At 50.8% G+C, this 15643-nt stretch carries 21 protein-coding genes and 1 tRNA gene; 4 read left to right on the top strand and 18 right to left on the bottom strand.

Going from position 1 to position 15643, the window contains the following annotated elements; translation table 11 throughout:
- The 10 genes from ACXJJA_RS08960 to ACXJJA_RS08915 form a co-directional block, all read right to left on the bottom strand.
- The coding region (locus ACXJJA_RS08960; protein ID WP_456487876.1) for a hypothetical protein at positions 1–238 on the bottom strand (238 nt) is incomplete at its 3' end.
- Positions 239–250: 12 nt separating this feature from the next.
- Positions 251–481: a hypothetical protein gene (locus ACXJJA_RS08955; RefSeq protein ID WP_456487875.1), complete on the bottom strand. Its 231-nt coding sequence runs from the start codon at positions 479–481 to the stop codon at positions 251–253.
- Positions 478–1377 (bottom strand): permease, encoded by a 900-nt coding sequence (locus tag ACXJJA_RS08950; RefSeq protein WP_456487874.1) that lies wholly within the window; start codon positions 1375–1377, stop codon positions 478–480. The genes ACXJJA_RS08955 and ACXJJA_RS08950 overlap by 4 nt, the downstream gene beginning before the upstream one ends.
- Before the next feature lie 137 nt (positions 1378–1514).
- Positions 1515–1808, bottom strand: a complete 294-nt coding sequence (locus ACXJJA_RS08945) for a 4Fe-4S binding protein (protein WP_456487873.1) — start codon at positions 1806–1808, stop codon at positions 1515–1517.
- A gap of 11 nt (positions 1809–1819) precedes the next feature.
- A complete protein-coding gene (locus tag ACXJJA_RS08940; RefSeq protein ID WP_456487872.1) occupies positions 1820–3181 on the bottom strand; it encodes a SufB/SufD family protein in 1362 nt (453 codons plus the stop codon).
- The gene (locus ACXJJA_RS08935) at positions 3178–3561 is read right to left on the bottom strand and encodes an ATP-binding cassette domain-containing protein (protein WP_456487871.1); all 384 of its coding nucleotides are present in this window, start codon (positions 3559–3561) and stop codon (positions 3178–3180) included. The genes ACXJJA_RS08940 and ACXJJA_RS08935 overlap by 4 nt, the downstream gene beginning before the upstream one ends.
- On the bottom strand, positions 3516–3761 hold the full coding sequence (locus ACXJJA_RS08930) for a P-loop NTPase family protein (RefSeq protein ID WP_456487870.1): 246 nt from the start codon (positions 3759–3761) through the stop codon (positions 3516–3518). The genes ACXJJA_RS08935 and ACXJJA_RS08930 overlap by 46 nt, the downstream gene beginning before the upstream one ends.
- A gap of 35 nt (positions 3762–3796) precedes the next feature.
- Complete coding sequence (locus tag ACXJJA_RS08925) at positions 3797–3928, bottom strand: hypothetical protein (protein WP_456487869.1); 132 nt, start codon at positions 3926–3928, stop codon at positions 3797–3799.
- On the bottom strand, positions 3921–4700 hold the full coding sequence (locus ACXJJA_RS08920; protein WP_456487868.1) for a sulfide-dependent adenosine diphosphate thiazole synthase: 780 nt from the start codon (positions 4698–4700) through the stop codon (positions 3921–3923). The genes ACXJJA_RS08925 and ACXJJA_RS08920 overlap by 8 nt, the downstream gene beginning before the upstream one ends.
- A 19-nt stretch (positions 4701–4719) precedes the next feature.
- Positions 4720–4789, bottom strand: a tRNA-Cys gene (locus ACXJJA_RS08915).
- Positions 4790–4954: 165 nt separating this feature from the next.
- Here ACXJJA_RS08915 and ACXJJA_RS08910 point away from each other — a divergent pair.
- Positions 4955–5203, top strand: a complete 249-nt coding sequence (locus tag ACXJJA_RS08910; protein ID WP_456487867.1) for a hypothetical protein — start codon at positions 4955–4957, stop codon at positions 5201–5203.
- A 532-nt stretch (positions 5204–5735) separates the two neighbouring features.
- A complete protein-coding gene (locus ACXJJA_RS08905) occupies positions 5736–5903 on the top strand; it encodes a hypothetical protein (protein ID WP_456487866.1) in 168 nt (55 codons plus the stop codon).
- 64 nt (positions 5904–5967) lie between these two features.
- Here ACXJJA_RS08905 and fdhD read toward each other — a convergent pair whose 3' ends face one another.
- Genes fdhD through thiI form a run of 3 tightly spaced genes read right to left on the bottom strand, consistent with a single transcriptional unit; the run spans position 5968 to position 8977 of the window.
- Positions 5968–6708 carry a formate dehydrogenase accessory sulfurtransferase FdhD gene (fdhD, locus tag ACXJJA_RS08900; protein ID WP_456487865.1) on the bottom strand — a complete coding sequence of 247 codons (741 nt, stop codon included), beginning with the start codon at positions 6706–6708 and terminating at the stop codon, positions 5968–5970.
- Positions 6709–7905: an aminotransferase class V-fold PLP-dependent enzyme gene (locus ACXJJA_RS08895; protein WP_456487864.1), complete on the bottom strand. Its 1197-nt coding sequence runs from the start codon at positions 7903–7905 to the stop codon at positions 6709–6711.
- Positions 7883–8977, bottom strand: a complete 1095-nt coding sequence (gene thiI / locus ACXJJA_RS08890) for a tRNA uracil 4-sulfurtransferase ThiI (protein ID WP_456487863.1) — start codon at positions 8975–8977, stop codon at positions 7883–7885. Before thiI ends, ACXJJA_RS08895 begins: the two co-directional genes overlap by 23 nt.
- 64 nt (positions 8978–9041) lie before the next feature.
- Between thiI and ACXJJA_RS08885 the strand changes: the two genes are divergently transcribed.
- On the top strand, positions 9042–9395 hold the full coding sequence (locus ACXJJA_RS08885) for a transcriptional regulator (RefSeq protein ID WP_456487862.1): 354 nt from the start codon (positions 9042–9044) through the stop codon (positions 9393–9395).
- A gap of 239 nt (positions 9396–9634) precedes the next feature.
- Here the strand turns inward: ACXJJA_RS08885 and ACXJJA_RS08880 are convergent, their stop codons facing one another.
- The gene (locus tag ACXJJA_RS08880; RefSeq protein ID WP_456487861.1) at positions 9635–10840 is read right to left on the bottom strand and encodes a molybdopterin molybdotransferase MoeA; all 1206 of its coding nucleotides are present in this window, start codon (positions 10838–10840) and stop codon (positions 9635–9637) included.
- A gap of 44 nt (positions 10841–10884) precedes the next feature.
- A complete protein-coding gene (locus ACXJJA_RS08875; RefSeq protein WP_456487860.1) occupies positions 10885–11235 on the bottom strand; it encodes a hypothetical protein in 351 nt (116 codons plus the stop codon).
- Between ACXJJA_RS08875 and lysA the strand changes: the two genes are divergently transcribed.
- Positions 11234–12493 carry a diaminopimelate decarboxylase gene (lysA, locus tag ACXJJA_RS08870; RefSeq protein ID WP_456487859.1) on the top strand — a complete coding sequence of 420 codons (1260 nt, stop codon included), beginning with the start codon at positions 11234–11236 and terminating at the stop codon, positions 12491–12493. The genes ACXJJA_RS08875 and lysA overlap by 2 nt on opposite strands.
- 377 nt (positions 12494–12870) lie before the next feature.
- Here lysA and ACXJJA_RS08865 read toward each other — a convergent pair whose 3' ends face one another.
- From ACXJJA_RS08865 to ACXJJA_RS08855, 3 genes are all read right to left on the bottom strand, one after another.
- On the bottom strand, positions 12871–13131 hold the full coding sequence (locus ACXJJA_RS08865) for a hypothetical protein (protein WP_456487858.1): 261 nt from the start codon (positions 13129–13131) through the stop codon (positions 12871–12873).
- A gap of 291 nt (positions 13132–13422) precedes the next feature.
- Complete coding sequence (locus ACXJJA_RS08860) at positions 13423–14367, bottom strand: endonuclease NucS domain-containing protein (protein WP_456487857.1); 945 nt, start codon at positions 14365–14367, stop codon at positions 13423–13425.
- 40 nt (positions 14368–14407) lie between these two features.
- On the bottom strand, positions 14408–15370 hold the full coding sequence (locus ACXJJA_RS08855; RefSeq protein ID WP_456487856.1) for a DNA methyltransferase: 963 nt from the start codon (positions 15368–15370) through the stop codon (positions 14408–14410).
- Positions 15371–15643: the final 273 nt, after the last annotated feature.

Genomic DNA, 15643 nt, shown 5'->3' with positions numbered 1-15643 from the left:
GCTCGGGAGGCACGCATGTCAAACTTTCTAAACCCTTCATCACCAAATCCGCAAGATAGGCGAGTTCTTCATCAGACAGCCTTCGTAGCCTATTTTCAAAGTCTTTGACATCTTCAGAGAAATGATTGGAGAGTGGCGGCAGCACGGACCTGAATGGTATTTGAGAAGACCCGTAGTTGAACTCCGGAGCGAGTTTCTTTAGCAGTGCTGCGTCCTTCCCGGTAAGCATTCTCGGCACGCCCACCACCTGCTAATGCTCACGGTGCGAATGCGTCGCACGTCCGCGGTAGGCGGCAGCGCAATGCTCGCAGCAGAATGTTAGCTCCTCCCCCTCCGCAACGATCTTGACAGGTCTCTCCACTATCACCCTTCCACACGTCGCGCACTTCTCCTTCTTCCTCTTCAGCAATTTCCTCACCTCCACATGCAGAATCAATCCCAACAGCACCAGTGCGCATATAGTCTTTATCATAGCCATCACAGGAAGCCCACCAGATGGAATCCGTAGGATATCAACACCGTCGTGAATACTATCGAAGCGACGTAGAGCACGGCGGTTTTCTTCCCCATGACCTTCCCGACGGCGAACATCGTGGAGAGGTTCGTTGCAGGTCCTGCGATCAGCACGACAAGCCCGGCACAGGGGAGCATGCCCTTCTCGATGAGCGAGGCGACGAAAGGAACGGAGGCGGTCGAACATATGTACATCGGCGTCGTCAGTAGCACCATGATTATTGGCGAGAGGGCGCCACCAAAGTATCTCTCGATAGCGCTGGAAGGCACGAGCGCCGCAATCATGCCGGCGCCGAACAAGCCCGCGAGGATGTACAAGCCGACATCGCCCACCATGTCCACGAAGCCGTAACGGAGGACGGTCTCAATCCTGCCAACGTGGGTTTCAACATTGATGTCACGAGCGGCGTCGCCTCCGTCTGCTTCAAGAACCCCCCTCTCTTTCGAGACGAACCCCGCAAGAGTGCCCGTGGCGATGGCGACGGCGAAGCTCGCAGTTATTTCGGCGATGGCAAACCGCCAGCCAAGCATTCCAAAGGTGAGGAACAGGGCTGTGACCGTCGTCGCAGGCGTCGCAATGAAAAATGCGAGCGTCGACGCTTTGGACGCTCCCCGCTCGTATAAGCTCAGACCGGTGGGGATCACGCCGCACGAGCACAGCGGCAATGGAATCCCGACGAACGTTGCGATGAAAATCGAGCGTAGCCTTCCGGTGCCGAGGTATTTAAGCAACAGCTCCGACGGGACGAACGCTTTTAGGATGCCGGCGAACAAGAAACCCAACAGTAGCCACGGCGCTGCTTCCTCCGTGAATTCCCACGTCCGTAAGAGCACGCTCACCAGCACGCTTGCAAACTCGTTCATCCTTCTCAAGTGTTCGCTCTACCTATTCTTTAATTTCGCCCTCCGCACTAAGAGCGACGTTCCGGAACAGCGGTTGACTCCAGTAGGAGGCGATGCGTGCCGAACGCCCCGTAGCGTTTAAAGCGCGAGTGCACTCTTCAAAACACCCGCGCTCCTGAAGGGCACTCCTCCACACACTTCCGGCAGCGTGCGCAAAACTCGCCTAACGACACGACAGCCTCACCCAGGGACACCTTCGTGTCCTCAGACCCTCTAACCTCGGCTTTCATCGAAAAGACGCCGCCGAGCACCTCCTCCCTGACGAGCTCGTTCAGCCCCTCTATCGGACAGACCTTGACGCACACGCCGCAGCCTATGCAAAGCTCGTCATTCACCCTTGGAATCTTCTTCGGCGCCTCAGGAGACTTCCGGACAACTATAACTTCGACCACTTTCGCTCCTCCTAAGACCACAACACCCTCTCCAAGCTCATCGCAATTACCCGGTTTATCTCCTCGCGGAGCAGCGGTGGGAAGCCCTCAGTTTCGACGTCCAAGAAGCCACGGGCTATCATCGAGGTCGCGGTGGACTCGTCGAGCCCCCTGCTCATCATATAATGCAGTTGCTCCTCAGCGATTCGCCCAATGGCGGCTTCGTGCGTCAGGTTTGCGTCAGGCGTCGCGCTCCTGAGCTGCGGGTACGCCCACGCTCTCGCGGTCTCTTCAAGGATCAAGCCCCTGCATTCCAGATGACCCTTGCATGGGTGGGCGTAACCTTTGAGCGTGCCTCGCATCGTTATTTTCGACTCGCCGGTGGCTACCGCCCTTGATACGAGCTCGCCTCTCGTCCCCTCCTCTGAGAATATCAAAGCGGAGCCCACATCTATGTTTGAGGACTCTACGCCGAGAACTATCGTCCTTATGACCGCCCTCGCATTCTTCCCTCTAAGGATTGCCGTCGGGTAAGCTTGGTCGCTCTTGCAGGGCCCGATGACGATAAAGTTCTCGATGTAGGTAGCACCTTCGTCAACGATGGCTCCGATTCTCGGTCTTACGTGGAAGCGTTCTCTGAAGTTGTGAATCATGCTGTAAGTTACCTCGGCGCCCCTCCCTACGTAGATCTCGGTGATGCACCCGTGCAAGCCGATGTCGCAGGCGGGTTGAGTCACGCACCCTGAGATCAAGTGTAACTTTGAGTAGGGCTCGGCGACGACGAGAATGCGTGGCAGCTGCGCATAATCCAGCGTTTCGACGAAGAAGCAGGCTTGGAGCGGCAGGTCGAGCCGTATGCCCCGCTTGACCCAGACGAACACGCCGCCAATGCTGTGCCCCGCATTGTAAGCTGTGTACTTGTCGAGGTTCATCGGGAGTATGCGTCCGAAAAGCTTTTCTATCCATGGGTATTTGTGGACGGCGTGCTCGATGTCCTCCACGACGACTCCGTTTGGGAACTTTTCGAGGAGTTTTTGTCCCTCTTCCGTGAATGCGAGATACGTGGTGTCGGCGTCCTCCTGAAGCTTCGTGCCGGCACGCCCCCTTTCATCTATCCTCTGACCGGCGCTTTCGGCAATTTTCTTCATCTCGTCGTCGAGCTCCACCAAGCTCTTCCGGGGCTTGTGCTTTCGCGCAATGTCGGGTCTATAAGCGAGCAAATCGAAGTCCATGCCATGTCTCCCGGCAGGAAACCCCCGCTCTTCGTATTCGAAGAAAATCCTTCGGGCTTGCGCCCTCTGTTCGCGAAGCCACTCCGGCAGTTCTCGATCGTACTCTTCAAAAAAATCTTTGAGTTCCTTTATTATTTTAAGTCTTTCGGCGTCGAGCGTCATGTGTATCGCCTCAGAGTCCGCACGAACGCCTCATAGCCTTCGCGCTCCACTCTCGGGACGAGTTCCTCGGGCGCGCCGCGAGCGACTATGCGACCCTCATACATCACGTGCGCTACGTCCACGTCCAGGTACTGCAGGATGTAGCCATGATGCGTTATTATGAGCGTGGAACACCTCAGCTCCTCGATGGCTCTGCGCAGCTCCTCGCCGATAAGTTTTAGCGAGTCTATGTCCACGCCGCTGTCCGGCTCGTCGAGCATCATGAGCTTTGGACGCATGGCGAACACTTGGGCGAGCTCCGAGCGCTTCCGCTCCCCGCCCGAAAACCCGACGTTTAGATCTCTCGACAGGAGTGAAGCGTCCAAGCCGACCCGCTCCACGTATTTTCTCGCCCGCTCTCCTCAACCTCCAAAAGAGGGTTCCAAGGAGCTTCCCCTACAATGACTCTTATTAAATCCCTGAGCTTGACGCCCCTGACCTCAGGAGGACTCTGGTGCGCAAGTGCGATCCCGAGCTTCGCACGCTCGTGTATGGGTTTTGAGGTGATCTCCTGTCCCTCAAAAGTTATGGAGCCCCTCACCACTTCATACGAGGGGTAGCCCATGATCGTCAACGCTAATGACGTCTTCCCGCACGCATTGGTCCCATGAGGAGGACGTGCATTTCCTCCTCTCCTATGCTCAAATTCACACCCCTTAGAACTTCTTTCCCGCGAACCCGCACCCAAAGCTCTCTCACCTCAAGCACTCCCTTCCCTCCTCAGCATTTCCAGCGCGACTTCCGCCGCCTTCTTCCCGGAGAGGAGCATGCCGCCGAAGACGGCGCCCATGCGGTGGGCGCCGGCGACGGCGTTCGCCGCCATGCCTGCAACGACCAAGCCGGGGTAGATCTCCTGCGTGTTCTTAACGATCTCTTTCTCGCCGAGCTCCGCCCACATTGGCTTCTCGCCTACGACATCGCCGCCCTCGGTCGCAAGCTTCTTACCGATTTTCTTCGTCACGATTTTACACACCTCGGCGTCGTGTCCCGTCGCATCTATGACGAGCGCCGCCCTCACGGTCAGAGGGTCGACGTGCAAGTTTGAGAGGTGAACGGCGCTCCAATTTATGACTAAGCCGCGGACACGCCCGTCGCGAACCATCACGTCCTCGACACTTATCAGGTTGAAGATCTTAGCGCCCGCCTTCACGGTGTTCAGACAGATCGCCGATACCGCTTCGACGGAGTCTGCGACGTAGAGGTCGCCGTGCCGACGCAGCGTGATGCCAAACTCCTCGAAAATCCCTCTCGCCTCCTCCTCGACGGCTATTCTCGAGAACATCATGCCGCCGCCGACGCTGAGCCCCCGCTCGAACACGACAGTCTTTGCTCCGCCTTTCGCAAAGAAGTAGGCGGCAGTCATTCCGGAAGGACCGGCGCCCACTATTGCGACATCTACGTCTAAGGAGCGCAGCAGGTCCTCGGTATAACGTTCCAAGATTGCCTTTGAGGTCGCAATTTCCAAGTTGGCGTCCTTCATCGGTAGCCCTCCTGTGTGAAGCCGGGGCCCGGATTCGAACCGGGGTAAAGGGACCTGCAGTTCCCCGCGTGCCACTCCGCCACCCCGGCTTGTATAACAATTGTTAAGTAAGAGTATATAAAGGTTGCGGTCGGCCCGCGGAGGCGCTCCGGCATAATGGAAGGGGGGGCCGCAGCCTCACGCGTCAGTTGCGAGCGCCGGGCGTAAGGCTCATCTGGCGTGCTGTAACAAATTGCACTTGGCGTCCAGCGTCCATGATGGTAAGAATAATCGACGAGCCAAGGCGAGGACGATGGGAGAAACCTTCCACTACGTACCTGGAGAGCGGAGTCCTGCTGCACATAAGCAAATACGCCTTGAGGGAGGCAAGAGTGGGAGATAGGAAGACGCTGAAGGTGATCTATGACGTTCCAACGGAAAGTGATCCGAGGGGAATGTATGAGTTCAGATTCACGAACAACGGGAGTCATGGTAAGCAAGTCCCCTCCCCTTTGAGCTCTTAAAGGGAAGGGATAGGAGTGGTAAGGAGCACGTCAGGGAAATTTTGGCATCTTACAGGCTGATGAGCGATGAGATTAACAGCTTCAGAGAGAAGATGAGGATTTATACGCACGTCTGAAAGGATTAGGGATTACCTCGAAGATCTGAAGTAGGGGCTCGCAATCAACCTTTGTAATTGGCCCAAGAGGGTGAGTAGCTTGAGCAGACCTCCAGATTGCTGCACCAATTATGGACATTAAGGGAGGTCCATGAGGCGCTGAGGATTGCCAGGGTGGGAGAGAGCCGGCTCATCGAGCAAGGGACCAAATGTCCGGCGAGCGTGTTCATTGAAGATCAAGGAGATTATTGGACCTGCTGGTTTGAGCTCCAAGGGATCAAGAAGGCTCCTCCAAGCTACAAAAGACCCCGTGTCCCACTTTTCGAAAGGAAGGTAGCGTGGAAGAGACCTAACATATTGATATCAAGGGGCAAGCATGACAGCTCAGTTGATGCTCAGAAGTTTGTATCCTGATTGGGGGGTGGCATGGCGGCGAGGTGATTAAAGAGCAGCTCTTACCTTGTAAGGCGTTGTTCGACCCGGAGATTTTCACAATAATATCGATGAAGCCCGTTCTCGAGTGGGAGAAAAGTGAAATAAGCGAAAAAGGACTTCTCGTAATAGATAATTTTACCCCGGTGGCAAAGGGGTTCCTCTCAGTTTAAGGAGCTCATTGAGCAATCAGGAGCCTGACGGCGCAGTTCATACTGGAATTCAAAAGCGGTGCTCTCAGAGCAGCCTTCCCTCATGCGAATACACTGTCATTCTCCCTCCTCGCGCGAACCCTACGATCGTGACCCCTGATTTCCGCGCAATTTCGATTGCCAAGCTCGTGGTGGCGCCTCTCGATGCTATTATCGGAACGCGCACAAACACGCACTTCAGAACCATTTCCGAGGATATCCTGCCGGTGCTTGCCACGAAGCACCTGCTTAAATCGTGCTTTTTCAAAAGTGCGTGCCCTACGACCTTATCAAGGGCGTTATGCCTCCCTATGTCCTGCGTTATGCATATTGCTGCTCCTTCTTCATCGAACAAGCCACACGAGTGTATGCCTCCAGTAACCCTGTGCAGTTCTGAGGAGGTCACTGAGGATACACCCTTGAATATGGCTCCCTTGCCGACTTTGAGCTCAGACTCGACCTTAGGGAGCTTTGCCTCGTCGAGGAAGGAGGACGCGCCGCCGCACCCGCTCACCACGAACCTCCGGACGAGCACCTTCGGCGTCTTCGTAACCACTCTCGCTACGTTTCCTTGAATTTCTAGCGACTCTATCTCATCAAGCGTCCTTATGATCCCTTCCGTGAGCAGATGCCCGACCACGAACTCCTCCTTCATCTGCGGGCTCAGCATCGTCGTCGTGAACAACCTCCCGTTCACGTAGAGCGAAAGAGGCTCCTCGATGACTACAGGCTCGTCTATAGCTTCAGCCGCCTCGGATATCCTTAGGCATTTGTATTCTCTGTACATTCAGAACGACCTCGCAATCCCTTCAACGACCTCTAAAAAACTCTCAACTTCTTCTTCAGTGTTGTAAAGATATAAGGAGGCTCTCACAGTTCCGTCTACGCCCAGCTCTTTCATCAGGGGCATGCAGCAGTGGTGCCCGGACCTGACCATGATGTTCGCCTCGCTCAGAATGAGCGCCACGTCGTGCGGATTTAGGTCCTTAACGTTAAACGAAACCACTCCTATCCTTTGCTCCTGAGGCGCACTTAAAGCATAGACTTCCACGCCCTCAATGCTCGATAAGCCGTCAAGTATCTTCTCCGTCAGCCTCGCTTCATGCCTCCTTATCTTTTCCATTCCCACTGCACGTAAATAACTCACGGCGCTCTCTAGGCCTATCACGCCGGCGACGTTCGGTGTGCCGGCTTCAAACTTCGCACAGCCCTTTACTAACCTGAAATCGTTTAGGGAAACCTCTTCAACTATCCCTCCGCCAACGAGCAGCGGCTCTACCTCATCCAAAAGTTGTTCCCTCATAAAAAGCACGCCAGTCCCTTTAGGACCGAGCATTTTGTGCCCTGAGAACGCAAGGAAGTCACAGCCGAGCTTCCTTACATCTATAGGCATGTGAGGAGCCGACTGCGAGCCGTCTATTAGCAGAAGCGCTCCCCTCTCCTCACAAATCCTTGCTATTTCCTCGACAGGCGAGAGTGTACCGAGAACGTTCGAGGCATGCGTCAAAGCTACGAGCTTTGTTCTCTTGTCCACAACGCTCTCAAAATCCTCCGCGTGGAGAACGCCGTTCCGCGGACGCACGACCTCCACTTTTACGCCTACACGCCTCAGCTGCATCCAAGGGAGAAAATTTGAATGGTGTTCGAGCGACGACGTCACTATCTTGTCCCCTCTCTTCCAGCGCAGCCCGGACGCTACTATGTTTATGGCTTCAGTGGCGTTCTTCGTGAATATTATCTCGGTCTCTTTTGCGCCTATGAAAGCAGCAACCTTCTTACGGACTTCCTCATACTTCTGTGAGGCGACCTGTGAGAGTCTGTGGACGCCCCTGCCGACGTTTGCATTAAACTCTCTGTAGTACGACAAAACCTCCTTTAGTACGGGCTCTGGCGTCAGGCTTGTAGATGCGCTGTCCATGTACGTCACTTCATTCAAAATCGGAAAGTCCGCTCGTATCCTCTTAACATCCATATTCCTCGCCAAGCTCAGCTTCCACTTCCAAGACCTTTTCGAGCTTTGCTTTGGTCGTCGGCTTTTTAGGCACCGCTTCGCAACTCTTCGCAGGAAGGATCGATCTCTCATAAGTTCCGATCTCTCTTGCGATCCTTTCGGTCTCGAGTTTGTCAAAGCCTATCAGAGGGCGGTAAACCGGAAGCGAGCAAGCTTCATCCAACACAAGCAAGTTTTCAAGCGTCTGTGACGCCACTTGCCCCAGCGATTCTCCTGTAACCACACCTTTTGCACCCTCTTCCCTCGCAACCGCCTCCGCCGTCCGATACATCTGACGCTTACACAAAATGCATGTGTAGTTCTCCATTTTCCTCCGACTTAAAACTTCCTTCGCTCTCAGCAGAAAATCACCATGCGGAATCACTCTCAGCTCAAAATCCGGCTGATACCCTCTTAACACCTCTGCAACACTCTCCACTCTTTTAAGGGTCGTGTGGTCGGTGAAGGGGGAGTTGTCAAGATACACCGGGATTATCTCACAGCCACGCTTCATCATCAGCCACGCCGCCACCGGCGAGTCTATGCCGCCGGAGAAAAGAGCAACAAGCCGCCCCTGGGCTCCTAACGGTATCCCGCCGACGCCTTGTATCACCTTATCGAAAATATAACAATCATCGTCCCTGATTTCAACAAATATCTCCTTCTCCGGCTTCTTTAAATCTACCTTCAGGCGCGGAAACTCTTTTAGAATCAGCGCACCAAGCTCCGCCGCCTTTTGCTGCGACGTGAAGTCATGAGTCCCCACCCTTTTGACACGAACCGCAAACGTCCTCGCATGCTCGATTTTAGCCTTTTTGCAGAACTCTATAACGAGCTTCTCAAGCTCATCGAGCTTGCAATGCTCGCATTCTGAAAACGAAACTACACCAAATACTTTTTTCAATTTTTCAGGATTTATAACGCCCTCCACCCATATTCTGCCCCTATCTGTTCGTATCTTGCAATCGCCCACCGCTCTTTTTATGTTTTTGACGAGAGCCGACTCCCAATGCCGCCGCACAGGCTCGGACTTCAGAAAGACCTCGGAATACCTCACGAGATACATCAGCACCCCAGCTTAACTATCGTTATATTAAAGTTTATGTCGTATAAAAACATAGGGGTGAAAAATGAAGTTGCCTTGCGAAACTGTGGTCTGGTATGTGCTTCCGAAAATACGGGCTGAGCTTGCGAAGAGCCTTCTTGAGCTTGGTATCTCACAAAAGGAAATCTCAAGAAAGCTCGGCGTGACACAAGCTGCAATTTCGCAATACGCAAGAGGCAAACGTGGAAGATATATGGAACTCGGTGAAGATATTAGCAACGACATAAAAGAGCTCGCTGAACACATTGTTGAAAAGTCACTGAGCGAACACGAAATCGTCTTAAAGATTTGTAGTATTTGTATGAAAGTAAAGGACAGGATGTCAAACTCTCTACTCCGGTCCGAAATAAACGAATGCGACTTGTGTAAAAATGGGTAAGCTACATCGCCCCTGCTTCATCGATTCTTGGTAATAAACTTATTACAAAAAGTATGTTAGACCACTATGACATTCAAACTTTTTAAAAGCATCTTGGGGTTTAATTGAGCATTCAATCGCTTTTGCTATGACTATCCTCTGCCTGACGTTTCAATGTTAAATTGTTTTAATAACTCTGCTTTGAATCGGGACGGGATTCTCGAACTCTATAACGTCTGGCTCTAAATTTATTTTGGAGTTTAAACCAGAAAGACCTTCACCAGCTCCTCTTTTTCGATGCCCTCTTTCTCCTCATGGACGAGCACGAAGCCATCAGCTCTCGTCATCGAAGAGAGCACACCCGCCCCGCTCGTGCGTATCGGAACCGCATACACCCCAGCTGCCTCGAACTCAAGCTTAACCCTCACGAAGTCGGTTCTCCCCAGCTCTGAAGGGATTTTCCTCTTCGCCCTTGCAAGCACACTCTTGCGCTCTACAGGCGGCATGCCTTGCATCTTCTGGAGCGCCGGTCGCACGAGCATCTCAAAGGCGGCAACCGTCGCCACAGGAAAGCCCGGGAGCATGAAAACTGGCTTCCTTATGACACCGACGAGAGCGAAGCCCGCAGGCTCGCCGGGTCGCAGAGCGACACCATGGAACAGCAATTCTCCGAGCCTCGTGAGAGCATCAGCAAGGAAATCTCGCTCGCCAACGGAGCTCCCGCCGCTCACTAACAGCACGTCGCTTTTGGCTAAGCCCTCCAAAATCGCATTTTTTAGCCCCTCGCTCCCAGCCTCGTCCCTCACGATGCCAAGCCCCAATGGTGTGCCTCCCGCCTCTTCGACGAGCGCAGCAAGCATATAGCTGTTCGAGTCAAAAATCCTCAGCGGCTGTGGCTCGTCGGTCAACGGGTCTAAAAGCTCGTCGCCCGTGGAGATTATCCCGACCTTTGGCTTCTTATAGACCTTAACGATTCGCTGGCGGATGGCTGCGAGCATGCCGACGTCGTGCGGGCGCAGCTTTCGCCCCGCTCGCAAGACGACGTCGCCCTGACGCACGTCCTCGCCTCGGAAAGAGACGTTTTTGCCGGGCGTCACTGGCTTCAGCACCTCCACCCCGTCGCCGAGTCGTCTCGTGAACTCGAGCATGAGCACGGCGTCACCGCCCTCGGGCAATGGCTCTCCAGTCTGCACGGGCACGCACTCCCCCTCACGGACGCTTTTGCTCAAGCGTAGCCGCACCGGGCTCTCAGGCGTGGCGCCAAAAGTGTCCTCAGCACGCACCGCATACCCATCCATTGCAGCCCGGTCGAACGGCGGCACGTCCCGGTTTGCACGCACGTCCGCCGCCAGCACCCTGCCGAGTGCCTCGTTGAACGACACTTCCTCAACGTCAACTGGCGAAACGCCCTCTAAAACCTTCGCAAGTGCTTCCTTCAGCGGAATTTTTTTACGGAAGATTTTCATGGCTTATTTCATGGTTGGCGATTAATTTTTCCGATATTAGACCATCAACGCCTTCTTCCGAGCACGTATTTATCGTAGTATTCAGCCCACGCCCGCCACTTCTTGTCTGCGTCCTTTCCAACACCATATTTCTTCTCAAGCTCCTTAACGTATTCCTTTTGCTTTTCGTAGATAAACCTCTTCACACGCTTAAGCTCTTCTTTGGTGCCTCTAAACGCCATGCCCCTGTAGTCCTCGTCGAGATAAACAAGTTGCACGTCAAACTTCTCTAAAACCTCGTTCACTACTTGTATACTTATTCCGGGAATCACAGGCAGTATATACTTTTGCTCCATCTTGCCTCGCTCACCACCTATCGTCAGCAAAAAGTAGGTTTTCCAAGAATAAAAGTTCATGGGCAAGCATCTAATATTCGGCGGCGTGGACGTCATCGGGCTTGCAGAGCGTTTCGGCACGCCTCTTTACGTCACGGACGAGCAGCGGCTGCGAGAGAACTTTAGGAGGTTCAGAGATGCGTTTTCGTCCGTCGCTTCCGAAATTTACTACGCGGTCAAAGCTAACTGGAACCTGGCAGTCCTCAGAATACTCGCCCAAGAAGGCGCTGGCGCTGACGTTTTTTCAGGCGGCGAGCTTTACCTCGCGAGACTTGCAGGCATCCCCGCATCCAAAATCTTGTTCAACGGGAACTCCAAGAGCGACGAGGAGCTAGAGCTTGCGGCGCTTTCAGGCGTTAAGGTCTCAGTTGACTCTTTCGACGAGCTTTATGCGCTTTCTGAAGTTGCGAGAAGTCTTGGCAAGACTGTGGAGATTGCAATGCGGGTGAACCCGGATATTTCGCCGGAGACGCACCCGAAAATCGCAACAGGGCTCAAAGAGTCGAAGTTCGGGATTCCCTACGAGGAGGTGCTTGACGCTTACAAAGAGGCAAAAAAATTGGAAGCGACGGGCAGCGTCCGAGTTAAGGGCATCCACTGTCACATAGGCTCGCAGATTCTCGACGTCAGCATTTTCAGAGAAACTACTGAGAAAATGATTGCGCTCGTGGAGGCTCTGAGCGAGCGTGGCATCGAGCTCGAGTTCGTGGACCTCGGCGGCGGGCTCGGCATCCCCTACAAAAAAGACGAGCCCGCACCGACGCCCGAAGACCTCGCAGCGCAGATATTACCGGCGTTCAAAAGTGCGAAGCTGCGGCGGCTGCCGAAACTCATCTTGGAGCCGGGACGCTACATCGTCGGAAACACCACGATCCTCGTCGCGAGGGTGAACGCCGTGAAAAAAGCAGCGAGACGCTTCGTCGCCATAGATGCGGGCTTTAATCTGCTGATCCGCCCAGTGCTCTACGACGCTTACCACGAGGTCGTCGTCGCGAACAAGATGGACGAGCCCCCTGCCGAAACGTACACGGTCGTCGGTCCGATATGCGAGAGTGGCGACATCATCGCAAAAGACCGCACCCTCCCCGAAGTCAAACGCGGCGATATCATTGCAATCTTCAACGCCGGCGCCTACGGCTTTGCGATGTCGTCACAATACAACGGTAGACCGAGATGCGCCGAAATTCTCGTGAATGCCGGGAAAGCCGAAGTCATAAGACGAAAAGAGTCTTTTGATGAGCTGCTGAGGAATCAAGTCTTGCCTGCGAGGCTTTTGTAGCTGTGGGTTGTCTGCCCACGGTTTTCCCTTTTTCATGAAGGAAGGGTGAACTACTCCTCGCTTACGCAAGGAGCTTCGTGGGGAGTTTGCTCTTTACGAGCCTTATCCCACTGGCTGGCTCACACAGCCCCTATGAGCTGTCCAGCCTTACAACTGTTACGGGGTCGTTATATTCTGTGTCCTCAGAATATTAATCTAACCGCCCGCCTCCCCTTGCCCCTCCCGTGCGGAAGGGTCTTGCAAGCAACGGAAAGATAAAACCCTGCTCGCTTGCCAATTATGTATAACGTTTTACGGACATACGAAGTTTCCCGAAGGGAAATTTGAGCGGAGCGTATCTGTATGTTTGCTGTTAGGCAAAGAGGCGATCATTTGATTCACCTTAACCTTTTTAAAACAGCTTTTTGAATAACTGAAAATCTATCTTTAACTCCAAAATCTTTATACAAACTTTCAGTTAGAGAGCCTTTTGGATAATTAGTCTTCTCCTGAATAGCCATTAACTCGGTTACCACAAGCATAAATTCCACACTAAACTCTCCAACTCTGTCCAAATCTTTGAACGGTTCCACATGCTCCAGCTTGAAAAATTGTAATTTAGGCGGAAAATAGTCTATTGGTTCTATGTGCTTAAACATTTCCAATATATGATCTCTCAATTTCAAAGTTAGAGTTGGATTATATGCGTACTTAACATACATCTCAACAATTAGATGAACATGAGCAGGTGTTCTTTCTCTCTTTCCAGGCTCTTGGAATTTTATCTTTCCCCTATCTCCCTGAATAATTCAGATTGCTCTTCTAATGACCATTTGCGACCGCATTTTTGACATTCACCTTGATAAAGATTTTGATACTGCCCTCCCACTAGCTCTAATGTAACCGTTTCTCCACACATACACTGTATTGTTATTGTGTTCGGTTTTTCTTTATTCATGTACTTTCCCTCCTTCGAAGTTTAACCTTAATTTATGAAGCAAATCTCCAAAGGAGTATTTTAGATTTTTATTCAACCCCTCAAATGAATAAGAAAAGCAGGAAATACCGTTGCCTTTTGCATACTCAAGTATTGATTTAGAAAACTGAGAGGCAATGATTACTCCTGCTATGCACTCATCACTCATTTCTTCCATATACTCTTTAAGCTGTTTAATGTCCTTCTTAGATGCCTTACCAGTTTTTACTTCTATAATTATCTTGCAACATTTACCTTCTGGTTCTCTTTCTTTCAGGAGAATATCTATATGTCCCTTAGGCAGTGCCTTTTCGCCAAGCGCTTCAAAATTTATTAAATCTCTTATACCAATTTCCTGAAGGAATTGATGTTGAAACACACTTTTAGATAAACAATGTCTTATTAATGATTGAAGGATAAGCTCCTGAAAATGGAATATTTCTGGAATATTTACCTTACTCCTATCCCATGTCAATAATGGAATAAAAGTTTTCGGATTATCCATATTTAGAGGTTCTACCTTTTCGCCATAGATTTCTCCCATCTGGGAGACATTATAAAAAGTAACTTGGTCAGCTTGAAAGTGAGTCTTTCTGTAACCACCCCTTAATAATAAATTCTCAGCCACATAGGCAAATTCGGGTCTAACCATCGGCTCACTCAATTTCCGAACAGGCTCTAAATACAGTCTAAATGGAAAATAATAAGTCTTTCCAGACATTTGGAAGGTCACAGGAGGCCACGGCCCCAAGGTTTCAGCATTCATGAAAGCTCTCTTCTTTACAACTCTATACAGGTTAAAAACCCTTGCTCCATAAAGAAAAGATACATAATCTCCTTCCTCTATCTCTACAAAAGTCCAAAATCCATTTATGCTATTTGTAAAACCTGCAAGTCCATATTTTATGCAAAGCTCCAAGTTAGTTTTGTTAGACACTGAAATAAGAAAATAAGTCATTTTAATTTACCTCCCAAAACCCAGTCGTCTTGCAGTTATGTTGTCTTTTAATAACTAACTCTCTGAGATTGAAACCTGCATTTAGAAATACTTTTATAGTTTTGAATCCAATAGGAATTACATGTTTTCTCTTTCTTGTGTCACCAATTAAAATTGCACACTTCCCACCAGGTTTTAGAACCCTATAACTTTCTTTGGCAACTTTTTCCATCTCTTTAAGGAAATCTTCTATACTTAACTTTGAAAGGTCCCCTTCAACTTTTGAACTATAATTTATTATGCCAGCATAAGGAGGATGCGCACAGATAAGGTCAATGCTTTCATCAGGTATGTTTGAAAGATCCCTTGCATCCCCAACTGATACTTTTGGTTCAAATATTTCATAATTGTCCAGAAGAGTTTTGGGTGAGATGAACTTCAAATTTTCTTTTGTTAAACCAATTGCTGCCGGGTTTATATCCCTGGCAATGCATCGTCTTCCCAATAGTTTCGCTTCTATCGCTGTAGTACCACCACCAACAAAATAGTCAAGAACAACATCCCCAGGCTTACTATACTTTAAAATTACATTTCTTGGTATGTAAGGAGACCAGTTTCCTCTGTATCTTCCATCATGCGTTGCCCAATCTCCTCTTTGTTTAAAACTCCATACTGTTGTGGTTTCTTCTTTGAATTTTCTGGGCGACCAATATTTTATTTTCTTTGGTTTTTTAAGTACCGATATATTTATCCCATATGCTTCCGTGATTATCTTCTCTAACTGTCTAAAAGTTATACCAAATACCTCGCCTATTTCTGGGTCAGGCATTCCATTTTCCTTGGCCTTTAAAATAGCCTTTTTGAATTCTTTCTCACCATGGACTTTCCTTATATGTTCTCCTATATTGCCACTTATTCTTACTTTACATATAGGACATTCTATACTTTCAAACGTTCGTATAAATGTGCTTATCTTAGACGTCATAATAATGCTCTCCTTTAAAAATATTTACTGCCCTTTCGCCTAACGTTTCGGGGATATGTGAAGTTTGCCGTAGGCAAATTTGGGCGTAGCCGAAGGCGAAGCCACATATCCGCCTGTTAGCAGACCCGAAAGGCGAGCAACGAAGTTGCGAAGAGTTCCGCACGCCGCTATTATTTGGTTTTCTCATCATTCCATCCTTCCTTTTGAATTATTTCTTTTATTTTCTCCTTTAAGCGAGGAATGTCAGCGTTTATTATATCCCACACAATATCA

The sequence above is a fragment of the Candidatus Alkanophaga liquidiphilum genome (genome assembly GCF_053996935.1).
This window is presented reverse-complemented; position numbering and strand designations above follow the sequence as displayed.